Consider the following 10806-nt stretch of genomic DNA (forward strand, 5'->3'; position numbering starts at 1 on the left):
CATCACAGCCGTACGGGCCCTCTTCTCAGCCGGAGCTGAAGAGCGCTGGACGCGCTAGGTCACTTGATGATCTTGGTGACCTGGCCGGCGCCCACGGTCCGGCCACCCTCGCGGATGGCGAACTTGAGGCCCTCCTCCATGGCGACAGGCTGGATGAGCTGGACGCTCATCTCGGTGTTGTCGCCCGGCATGACCATCTCGGTGCCCTCGGGGAGGGTCACCACGCCGGTCACGTCCGTGGTACGGAAGTAGAACTGCGGGCGGTAGTTGTTGAAGAACGGGGTGTGGCGGCCACCCTCGTCCTTCGACAGGATGTACGCCTGCGCCTCGAACTCCGTGTGCGGGGTGACCGAGCCCGGCTTGATGATGACCTGGCCGCGCTCGACGTCCTCGCGCTTGATACCGCGGAGCAGCAGACCGACGTTCTCACCGGCCTGACCCTCGTCAAGGAGCTTGCGGAACATCTCGATACCGGTGACGGTGGTCGAGGTCTTCTCTTCCTTGATACCGATGATGTCAACGGACTCGTTGACCTTGAGGGTACCGCGCTCGATACGGCCGGTGACGACCGTACCGCGACCGGTGATCGTGAAGACGTCCTCGATCGGCATGAGGAACGGCTTGTCGGTGTCGCGCTCCGGAGCCGGGATGGCCTCGTCGACAGCCTGCATCAGCTTGACGACGGACTCGCCCCACTCCTTGTCGCCCTCGAGGGCCTTGAGCGCGGAGACCTTGACGACCGGAACCTCGTCGCCCGGGAACTCGTACTCGGAGAGCAGCTCACGGACCTCGAGCTCGACGAGCTCCATGATCTCCTCGTCGTCCACCATGTCGGCCTTGTTCAGGGCGACGACGATGTACGGAACGCCGACCTGGCGGGCCAGGAGCACGTGCTCCTTGGTCTGCGGCATCGGGCCGTCGGTGGCGGCGACCACGAGGATGGCGCCGTCCATCTGCGCGGCACCGGTGATCATGTTCTTGATGTAGTCCGCGTGACCCGGGCAGTCAACGTGGGCGTAGTGACGGTTCTCCGTCTGGTACTCGACGTGCGCGATGGAGATGGTGATACCGCGCTGGCGCTCTTCGGGCGCCTTGTCGATGTTCTCGAACGCCGAAGCCTCGTTCAGGTCCGGGTACGCGTCGTGCAGCACCTTGGTGATCGCCGCGGTAAGAGTGGTCTTGCCGTGGTCGATGTGACCGATGGTGCCGATGTTGACGTGCGGCTTAGTCCGCTCGAACTTCGCCTTCGCCACTGGGGTCCTCCTGTGGACTGGTGCTGTACACCCTCCACATTTTGCGGAGGGGTTCAGGTGGTCGTACCGAACCGGTCAGGACCCCGAGGGGGATGCCCTTGACCTGTTCGCTTGGGTGGGCCGGCGGCCGGGGCGCCCCCGGCACGGACCGCGTCGGTGACCGAGCGAGTCGATGACCGAGCGATCTGTGCCGGAGTGCCCCGAATGCCTTTGCTCCAGCCTAAGGGGTGAGCACGGGTGTCCTACTCGCCCCTGAGCGAGTACGGCGACTCGCCCCTGGACGAGTGGATTACTCGCCCCTGGCCTTCGCGATGACCTCCTCGGCGACGTTCTTGGGAACCTCACCGTAGGAGTCGAACTGCATGGAGTACGTGGCACGGCCGGAGGTCTTGCTGCGCAGGTCTCCGACGTAACCGAACATCTCCGACAGCGGTACCAGGCCGGTGACGAGCTTCGCGTTGCCGCGGTCATCCATCGACTGGACCTGGCCGCGCCGCGAGTTGATGTCGCCGATCACTTCGCCCATGTAGTCCTCGGGCGTCGTCACCTCGACCTTCATCAGCGGCTCGAGCAGAGCCGGGCTCGCCCGCCGAGCGGCCTCCTTGAACGCCATGGAACCGGCGATCTTGAACGCCATCTCGGACGAGTCGACATCGTGGTAGGCACCGTCGAGCAGCGTCACGCGGACGCCGGTCAGCGGGTAGCCCGCCAGCACGCCGAACTCCATGGCCTCCTGGCAGCCCGCGTCCACGGACGGGATGTACTCCCGCGGGATACGGCCACCGGTGACCTGGTTGACGAACTCGTAGCCGTCGCCCTCGAGCGGCTCGACGTCGATCTGCACCTTCGCGAACTGACCGGAACCACCGGTCTGCTTCTTGTGGGTGTAGTCGACCTTCTCGACCTTCTTGCGGAGCGACTCTCGGTAGGCCACCTGCGGCTTACCGACGTTGGCCTCGACCTTGAACTCGCGCTTCATGCGGTCGACCAGCACATCGAGGTGCAGCTCGCCCATGCCGGCGATGATCGTCTGGCCGGTGTCCTCGTTCGTCTTGACCTGGAAGGACGGGTCCTCCTCGGCCAGCCGCTGGATCGCGACGCCCAGCTTCTCCTGGTCGCCCTTGGACTTCGGCTCGATGGCCACCTCGATGACCGGGGCCGGGAAGTCCATCGACTCCAGGATCACCGGGTTGCTCGCGTCGCAGAGGGTCTCACCGGTGGTGGTCTGCTTCAGACCCATGACGGCGACGATGTCGCCGGCACCCACCGACTCGATCTCCTCACGCTTGTTCGCGTGCATCCGGTAGATCTTGCCGATGCGCTCCTTGCGGCCCTTCACCGAGTTCAGCACCTGGGTGCCGGTGTGCAGGCGGCCGGAGTAGACGCGCAGGAAGGTCAGCTTGCCGAGGTGCGGGTCACTGGCGATCTTGAACGCCAGCGCCGACATCGGCTCCTCCTCGGAGGGACGACGCTTGATGACCTCTTCGGCGTCCTTCGGGGACTGGCCCTCGATGGCCTCGACGTCCAGCGGGGAGGGCAGATACCGCGCGATCGCGTCGAGCAGCGGCTGCACGCCCTTGTTCTTGAACGCGGTGCCACAGAAGACCGGCGTCACCGTGATGGCGCCCTCGCCGCCGGTGGAGGCAAGGGTGACCCGGCGGATCGCCGCGATGAGCTGCTCCTCGGTGGGCTCCTGGCCCTCCAGGTACAGCTCCATCATCTCTTCGTCGTTCTCCGCGACGGCCTCGAGCAGCTTGCCGCGCCACTCCTCGGCCGCCTCGGCGTGGGTGTCCGGGATGTCGACGGTGTCGTACATCTCGCCCATCTTGGCCTCGGGGGACCAGACGAGGGCCTTCATCGACACCAGGTCGACAACGCCCTTGAAGTCCGCCTCGGTGCCGATCGGCAGCTGCATGACCAGCGGCACCGCGCCGAGGCGGTCGCTGATCATGTCGACGCAGCGGTGGAACTCCGCGCCGGTCCGGTCGAGCTTGTTGACGAAGCAGATACGCGGAACGCCGTAGCGGTCGGCCTGCCGCCAGACCGTCTCGGACTGCGGCTCCACACCGGCGACACCGTCGAACACCGTCACGGCACCGTCGAGCACGCGCAGCGCACGCTCCACCTCGACGGTGAAGTCGACGTGGCCCGGGGTGTCGATGATGTTGATGGTGTAGTCGACGCCGTTGAGCGGCCAGTGAGTGGTCGTCGCGGCGGACGTGATCGTGATGCCGCGCTCCTGCTCCTGCTCCATCCAGTCCATCGTGGCAGCGCCGTCGTGGACTTCACCGATCTTGTAGCTGCGACCGGTGTAGAAGAGGATCCGCTCGGTGGTCGTCGTCTTGCCCGCGTCGATGTGCGCCATGATCCCGATGTTGCGGACCTTGGCAAGGTCAAGTGAAGTGGTAGCCATAAGGCTTCAGTCTTCTCTCGGTCTCGATGGGGGTAGCGACTACCAGCGGTAGTGCGCGAAGGCCTTGTTGGACTCGGCCATCTTGTGCGTGTCCTCGCGCTTCTTCACGGCGGCGCCGAGCCCGTTGGAGGCGTCGAGCAGCTCGTTCATCAGACGCTCGGTCATGGTCTTCTCGCGGCGGGCGCGGGAGTACCCCACGATCCAGCGCAGCGCGAGAGTGGAGGAACGGCCGGGGCGGACCTCGACCGGAACCTGGTAGGTGGCGCCACCGACGCGGCGGGAGCGGACCTCGAGGGTCGGCTTCACGTTCTCGAGCGCGCGCTTGAGCGTGATGACCGGGTCGTTGCCGGTCTTCTCGCGCAGCCCCTCCATGGCGCCGTAGACGATGCGCTCGGCGGTGGAGCGCTTGCCGTTCAGCAGCACCTTGTTGATGAGGGAGGTCACCAGAGGAGAGCCGTAGACCGGGTCGATGATGACCGGGCGCTTCGGGGCGGGGCCCTTACGAGGCATTCTTACTTCTCCTTCTTGGCGCCGTAGCGGCTGCGAGCCTGCTTGCGGTTCTTGACGCCCTGCGTGTCGAGGGAGCCGCGGATGATCTTGTAGCGAACACCCGGCAGGTCCTTCACACGGCCACCGCGCACGAGCACGATCGAGTGCTCCTGCAGGTTGTGACCCTCACCCGGAATGTAGGCGGTCACCTCGATCCCGCTGGTCAGGCGCACACGGGCGACCTTGCGCAGGGCCGAGTTCGGCTTCTTCGGGGTGGTCGTGAACACGCGCGTGCAGACGCCGCGGCGCTGGGGGGAACCCTCAAGTGCGGGCGTCTTGTTCTTCTCGACCTTGTCCTGCCGGCCCTTGCGGACCAGCTGCTGGATCGTAGGCACCGTTTCTCCGGTTTCTGTGTGCCAGTCTCGGTAAAGCTAACCTGGGCCATACCCGACCCACGAGGTCGGGTGTGTCGAAGACTGCAGTCGCCTCTGGGAAGAGATCCCACGGACGAGATCTCCGCTGAGGCGGAAGCTTCCCCATGGTGAGAAGCAGCAGAGTCCGGTGTCTCCGGCTGCGCGGAGGCCCGCAATCGCGGGCGGGAACAGCGCAGGGGACACCCCAGGCACAGGGATTGAGGGTACCTACCTCATCGGCTGGGGTCAAAACAAATGGACCGGCCACCATAGCGCCCCCGACCTGCGAGAAACAGAGCGCCGACGGACGACCGCACCGGGGCGGGGGTCAGCTCAGCAAACCGATCAGTCCGATGATCGCCAGGACCCCGCAGATGGCCAGCCAGCCCAGCACCAGACCGGCCGTGGCCAGCCCGTCCCCCTGCTCTCCCGTCCGGCGGATCTCCGCCTTCGCCTTGTGGCCGAGAATCACCGCGGGGATCGCCGTCAGCCCGTACATCGGCGTCAGCACCCCGCAGACCAGCGCCCCGATCGCCGTCCCGTTGGTACGCGGCGGAGGCGCGGGCAGAAACGTCCGCGGCACCTCCGGGTAGGCGGGCTGCGGCGCCGGAACCGGCACCGGACCCTGCGGCAGATCCGCGATGAGCACACCCAGCTCCGCGTACGTCTGCGCCTGGGAGGCGCGCGCCAGCCGCTGTTCGTACTCGGCCTGGCCCAGCCGGCCCTCGCTGAAACCGGCCTTCAGCACGTCGATCGCCCGCTCCCGGTCGGTGTGCGAGGCGCGCATCGAACCGACCTGCTGCTGACTCTGGATCGGGACACCGCCAGGGCTGTGCTGCCCCTGGCCCGGGACCACAGGTTTGTACCCCTGCTCCGGGACACCTCCGGGATTCCACGGTCCGAACGCCACCGGCCCCCACCTCCCAGCTCGCTTACCGTCCCCTCCATCATCCATGACGCAAAGCGTCCCTACCGGGTTCGCACACCGCCGAGTTCGGCTGTTTCCCGAACGGTCTCCCGACCGGCCCGACACTCCATTACAGTGTGCAAGCTGTCATCACGAGGCGTGTACGACCGGGGAAGCTGGGGGGACGATGGCCGACGCGTGGAGCATGAGCGGTCCGGAACTCGACGACCGCGTGCCTTTCCTCGCCCGGCTGGAGCGCACCGACCGCACCGCACTGATCGGCCTTGGGCGTGAGATGCGGTTCGAGCCCCGGCTGCCGCTGCTGCGACAGCATGAACCCTCCTCGCATGTGCTGCTGATCCGCCGGGGCTGGACGAAGGTCACCGCGACGGCGGCCAACGGCTACGAGGCGTTGCTGGCACTCCGCGGGCCCGGTGATGTGGTGGGAGAGAGCGCCGCGCTGACCGGCCATCCGCGGTCGGCAACGGTCACAGCCCTGGAGCCGGTCCTGGCAGTCGCCGTCGATCACGACCGTTTCCAGCGATTCCTCAGCGACTCCCCGCAGGTCGCGCTCCGGCTGCTCTCCCTGGCCAGCGACCGGACCCGGGCCGCGGACCGCCGACGACTGGAGTTCGCCTCGATGCGGGTGCGGGAGCGGTTCGCGGCGCTGCTGCTCGAACTCGCCCGCTCGCATGGGCGCCGTAACGGACAGGGCATCGAGCTGACCGTCCCGCTCAGCAAGCAGGAGATGGCCGGCTCGATCGGGGCCTCCCGGGAAATGGTCAACAAGCTCCTGGTGGAGCTGCGGGGGCGAGGCGTGGTCGCCACCGGACGCAGGTCCATGGTGATCCTGCGGCCGGACACGCTCCGCCGGATCTGCGCCGAGGGCGAGCGCTGACCGGACCGGTCGTTGTGTGTGCTCCTACACACAACGACTGAGCCTTCCTTCCTCACGGTCCGGTCCGCTCCTGCGGAACGCTGCTGCGGCAGCAGTTCACCCGACGAGAGGCCGACATGAGCGAACCGCTGATCCGCACCCTCCTCCTGCTCGACGTCGAGCGGTACAGCAACCGCGACGATGTGGAGCAGGTTTATCTGCGACGGACGTTGTACGACGTGGCCGACCGCGCGCTGGACGCGGCTGGGATCGACGACGAGAATCACCGGCGCGCGGACCGGGGGGACGGCCTGATCGAGCTGATCGATGCCAACGCTTCGGTCGCCTCCCTGCTACGGGTCTTCCTGACCGAGGTCCCGGCCTCGCTGCGCGCGGTCAACAGAATGGCCTCCAGCAGCGCCCAGATCCGGCTCCGCGCTGTGCTGGCGAGCGGATACGTGGCGATCGACGCGACTGGCGGGTGGGTCGGCTCGGACCTCAACCACGCTGCCCGGCTCCTGGACTGCGACGAGTTGCGGGACGCGCTCCGGGAGCGGGACAACGACCTGGCGCTGTGCGTCTCCGATCCGGTCTACAGCGGAATCGTTCGCCACAGCCACCCCGGGATTCCCGCAGAGGAGTTCCACCACATCGCCCCTGGCAGCAAGAACGGCACCCTGAGCGCCTGGCTGTTCGGGCCGCCCGCCCACTCGGCGCCGCCCGGCAGGTCGGCCTCCTGTCAAGAGCCGACCACCGCCCAGAGCCCCGAGCCCGCCGACTCCGCCCAAGCACCCGCTCCCGCCCAAGCCCCTGCGGCACCGGCCGGAGGCATCACCTTCAACGGCTCGGCCCACATCGGCGGCAGCGTGGTGGGTGGTGACCAGTACGGCGTCTCCGGCGGCACGGTGCACGGCGACATCCGGCCCGGCGGCGCTGCCGGGGCGGAGGGTGAACGTGCCGACGGCGGTGAGGCCCGGTGAGCGCACCCGCGCAGGACGCCCCGCCCGCCGGTACAACCGAACCCCGGGAACCCGAAGGGGCCGAGGAGGGCACCGCCGAAGAAGAAGGCGAGGAGGGCGCCGAAGAACGCCCGCAAGACGCCTGGGAATCGCGCAAAGATCTCAGGCGACACAGCCCCGCCTTCATGCTGGGCGACTCGGCACGCCTGGGCGGCAGCCTGGTGTACGGCTCGCAATACGGCGTCAGCGGCGGGCACGTGGGCCGGGACGTGGTGCTGGGCAACAAGACGGAGATCTACCAGATCGGCTACGGCGCCACACAGCCGGCCGCCTCCTCAGGCGAGGTACCGGAAGGCGAGCTTGAGCGGCTCGCCGCCCTCTTCGCGGCCGACGAGGACGAGCTGGCCCACCTGGAGGCCCGGCTGCGTGCCGAACGCTTCCTGGTACTGACCGGGTCGCTCTCCTCGGGGCGCCGCATGGCAGCGCTGATGCTGCTGCGCCGCCTCGGCGTCGCCCCCGTACGCGCACTCGACCGGGACCTGCGCCCCGGGGATCTGCCCCACCACCTGAAGGAGCGGAGCGGCCATGTCCTGTGCGACCTCGTGACCGATCCCGGGAGCCCGCTGCGCGAGGCCCAGATGCTCGCCGTACGGGACCAGCTGGCCGACAAGGGCAGCTACCTGGTTCTGACGACCGGCCCTGGCGCAGCCGGGATGGAAGGGGTGCTGCCGGCGCGCTGGCGCAGTCCTTCGGCGGCGCTCGTGCTGCGCGGTCACCTGACCGCGCTCACCGACGAGGCCACCGCGCGGGACCTGCTCAGGCTGGACGCCGTACGAGACGTCCTCGCGCACCGCCCGCAGCCACGTGAGGCAGCGGGCCTGGCCCGGCTGTTGGTCACCCACGCCGGGACCGGATCGCCGGTGGAGGCGACCGAGGCGCTGAAGCGGGCCCTGGAGCAGTTCTCCACGGACGCGGTCGAGCGGCAGGTGCAGCAGTGGTTCGACAATCCAGCACTGCCGCTGCGGGACAAGGCCTTCCTCGTCTCGCTCGCCGCCTTCAACGAAGCGCCTTACGCGCTCACCGCCGAACTGAGCGACCAGCTCTTCGCGCTGCTCCATCGCACCGAGGACCGCGGTGAGCCGCTTCGCATACCCGTCTTCGGCACCTCGATCGAAACCCGCCTCCAGCTGGCACGCGCCCGCAGCTACACGGAAGAAGAGGCAACCGAATGGGGCCCCGTCATCCAGGTCAAGGCAGCGTACGAGGACGAAAGGGCTGCCCTTGTGCTGCTGCGTGAGGTGTGGACGGGACACCCTTCGTCCCGGCCCGCGCTCACCGGCTGGCTGCGCAAGCTCGCGGACGACGGGCGCCCGCTGGTCCGCACCCGGGCAGCGTCGACGGCCGCCGTGCTGCTCACCCGCGACCTGCCTTCCGCGCTCGCGCTGCTCGTCCAGGGGTGGGCCGATTCTTCCCGTCCACACCGCAGGGTGACCGCCGCGCACACCCTGGCCCTGGCCCACGCCTTGGGTGCCCCGAACCTGCGGCAGGTCGTCGGGGACTGGTCGCGCAGTGACCAGCCACGGCTGCGCTGGACCGCGATCCGCACCTACGCGCTGATCGGCGAGCAGTGGCCCGAGGAGGCGCTTGACGCACTGCGCGCCGTGGTGGCGGCCTCCGCCTCCCGCGCTCAAGAGGGCGGCCGCGGGGCCGACTCCGAGGAGACGGTCGAGGAGGAGATGACCGAGGCGGCCTCGTCCACCGCACTGCTCCTGCTTTCCCCCGCAGGCCAGACCGTCTACCAGCACCTGCTGGCCGCTCTGCGGGAAAAAGGAGCCGCACGCGAACTGGCCCTCCGCGCCTTCCTCACCGCCTGCGAGTGGACTGACGACACCGGAACGGGCCCCGCGCCCGAGCGTCCCGTACTGCTGAACCGGTACGGGCACGCCACCGCCGCGCGCACGGTCGCCACTCCGGCCACCACGGCCGCACCGGGGCCGGCACCGGAAGAGGAGGCGTACGCCATCGCCACCCTCTGGGCCGAAGCCCTGCGCGACCGCGGACACACCGCCCAGGCCCTGCGGGTGCTCGCGGACTGGGTGCGCTGTGCCGAGGGGGACCCCGCCGCCGAGTGGGCACTGAGCACGCTGCTGCCCGCCCTCGCCCGCAGTCGGCCCGACCACGAACGGCTCAGCCACCTGCTCCGCACGATGCCCGCTCAGAACGGCGGACCACCACCACCGGTCGCCGCCCGCCTGCACACGGCGCTGACCGCGCACTGACCGTAACGAGAGACCAAGGCAGAGACACACCACATGCTCAACTTCCAAGAACCGCCCGAATGGCAGCAGGACGCCGACCGCCATACGGAGTTGCGCGACCCGGTGCTCATGGTGCGCCAGCTCTCCCGCTTCGAGACGCTGGGCCGCAAGATCCCGATCCGGATGGACAACGCGCACGTCTGCGTCACCCACAAGAACGGCTACGAGACGTTCCTGCCCCCGCAGCGGCCGAACTTCGCCGGGAAGCGCTACACCGCGGTGTACGAGGTGGATGTCGGCGTCCACCCTGTCCGATCCCAGCTGTGCTTCCCCAGCGAGAACGACGCCTTCGAGTTCGGCGCCGACATCGAGCTGAGCTGGCAGGTCTCCGACCCAGCACGGTTCGTCGCCAGCGGTCACCGGGACGTACCCGGACTACTGCTGAACGAGCTGCAGATGCAGGCGCGGCCCGTTACCCGGCAGTTCGCCATCGATGACAGCGCACAGGCCGAGCAGGCACTGCTGAAGTCCCTGGAGGCCTCCGAACCGCCCGGGTCCTCGGCCGGGCTGCGGGTCTGGTGGACCGTGCGGCTCCGAAGGGACGACGCGAACATCGCCCACCAGCAGCGCCTCCAAGCCATCGACCACGCCTCCGCCGCAGCAGTACGGGAGGCTCAGCAGGGCATGACGGTCGATGCCGCACAACACCTCCGTGACCGGCAACTCGACGAGTTCCAGGTGCAACGGGCCATGGCGTACGGAGAGCAACAGCAGGCCCTGGCCATGCGACAGCTGGAGTGGCAGCACCAACAGGCCATGCTCGCCGGACGACAGCAGGTGGAGCTACAGCAGTTCGAAGCCGAGAAGATCCGCTTCTACGAGGACCAGCTCACCAAGGGCGGCCCAGCCGCGTGGGCCGCCCATCTGGCCAGAAACCCCGAGGACTCCCTGCTGGTGATGGAGAACATGCGCCAGGACCAGCGCGAGTACTTGCGCTCCCAGATCGACCTCGTCACCAAGATCCTGGGGGAAGGCCATGCCGAGGCGTACCAACTCGAAGGCTTTCAGCAGACGGCCTTGCAGATCGTCGAGCCTCTCCTGAGACAGCCACCCCCGACGACAGAGGCCACCCGCACGGACGGCCCGGACCCCCGCCCTCATGAGGACAACGATGCGCTGCCCGCCTCCGAAGGGCAGGAGCAGCCGGAACAACACGAACCCCGCAGCACCGCGCCGC

The 10806-nt window shown here is 68.4% G+C and carries 9 protein-coding genes; 4 read left to right on the forward strand and 5 right to left on the reverse strand.

Annotation, left to right across the window (positions count from 1 at the left end):
• Positions 1–59 precede the first annotated feature (59 nt).
• From tuf to ITI46_RS30415, 5 genes are all read right to left on the reverse strand, one after another.
• Positions 60–1253, reverse strand: a complete 1194-nt coding sequence (gene tuf / locus ITI46_RS30395) for an elongation factor Tu (protein ID WP_209243147.1) — start codon at positions 1251–1253, stop codon at positions 60–62.
• Positions 1254–1542: 289 nt separating this feature from the next.
• Entirely contained in the window at positions 1543–3666 is a 2124-nt protein-coding gene (fusA, locus tag ITI46_RS30400) for an elongation factor G (RefSeq protein ID WP_209243148.1), read from the reverse strand.
• A 39-nt stretch (positions 3667–3705) separates the two neighbouring features.
• Positions 3706–4176, reverse strand: coding sequence for a 30S ribosomal protein S7 (rpsG, locus tag ITI46_RS30405; RefSeq protein ID WP_019354980.1), 471 nt, complete (start codon positions 4174–4176; stop codon positions 3706–3708).
• Between the two features lie 2 nt (positions 4177–4178).
• Entirely contained in the window at positions 4179–4550 is a 372-nt protein-coding gene (rpsL, locus tag ITI46_RS30410) for a 30S ribosomal protein S12 (RefSeq protein WP_003948652.1), read from the reverse strand.
• Between the two features lie 346 nt (positions 4551–4896).
• Positions 4897–5478 (reverse strand): DUF1707 and DUF4190 domain-containing protein, encoded by a 582-nt coding sequence (locus ITI46_RS30415; protein WP_372452103.1) that lies wholly within the window; start codon positions 5476–5478, stop codon positions 4897–4899.
• A 202-nt stretch (positions 5479–5680) separates the two neighbouring features.
• Between ITI46_RS30415 and ITI46_RS30420 the strand changes: the two genes are divergently transcribed.
• From ITI46_RS30420 to ITI46_RS30435, 4 genes are all read left to right on the forward strand, one after another.
• Entirely contained in the window at positions 5681–6373 is a 693-nt protein-coding gene (locus tag ITI46_RS30420; RefSeq protein WP_247746826.1) for a Crp/Fnr family transcriptional regulator, read from the forward strand.
• A 116-nt stretch (positions 6374–6489) separates the two neighbouring features.
• Positions 6490–7332 (forward strand): hypothetical protein, encoded by an 843-nt coding sequence (locus ITI46_RS30425; RefSeq protein ID WP_209243150.1) that lies wholly within the window; start codon positions 6490–6492, stop codon positions 7330–7332.
• Positions 7329–9590, forward strand: coding sequence for a hypothetical protein (locus ITI46_RS30430; protein WP_209243151.1), 2262 nt, complete (start codon positions 7329–7331; stop codon positions 9588–9590). The genes ITI46_RS30425 and ITI46_RS30430 overlap by 4 nt, the downstream gene beginning before the upstream one ends.
• Before the next feature lie 33 nt (positions 9591–9623).
• The coding region (locus tag ITI46_RS30435) for a hypothetical protein (RefSeq protein WP_209243152.1) at positions 9624–10806 on the forward strand (1183 nt) is incomplete at its 3' end.

It is taken from the genome of Streptomyces oryzae, assembly GCF_017676365.1.
Classification (GTDB): Bacteria; Actinomycetota; Actinomycetes; order Streptomycetales; family Streptomycetaceae; genus Streptomyces; species Streptomyces oryzae.

Excerpts from the sequence above, each read along its gene's own strand:
- fusA (WP_209243148.1), bottom strand. The coding sequence starts at position 3,666 with ATGGCTACCACTTCACTTGACCTTGCCAAGGTCCGCAACATCGGGATC.
- ITI46_RS30420 (WP_247746826.1), top strand. The coding sequence starts at position 5,681 with ATGAGCGGTCCGGAACTCGACGACCGCGTGCCTTTCCTCGCCCGGCTG.
- ITI46_RS30425 (WP_209243150.1), top strand. The coding sequence starts at position 6,490 with ATGAGCGAACCGCTGATCCGCACCCTCCTCCTGCTCGACGTCGAGCGG.
- rpsG (WP_019354980.1), bottom strand. The coding sequence starts at position 4,176 with ATGCCTCGTAAGGGCCCCGCCCCGAAGCGCCCGGTCATCATCGACCCG.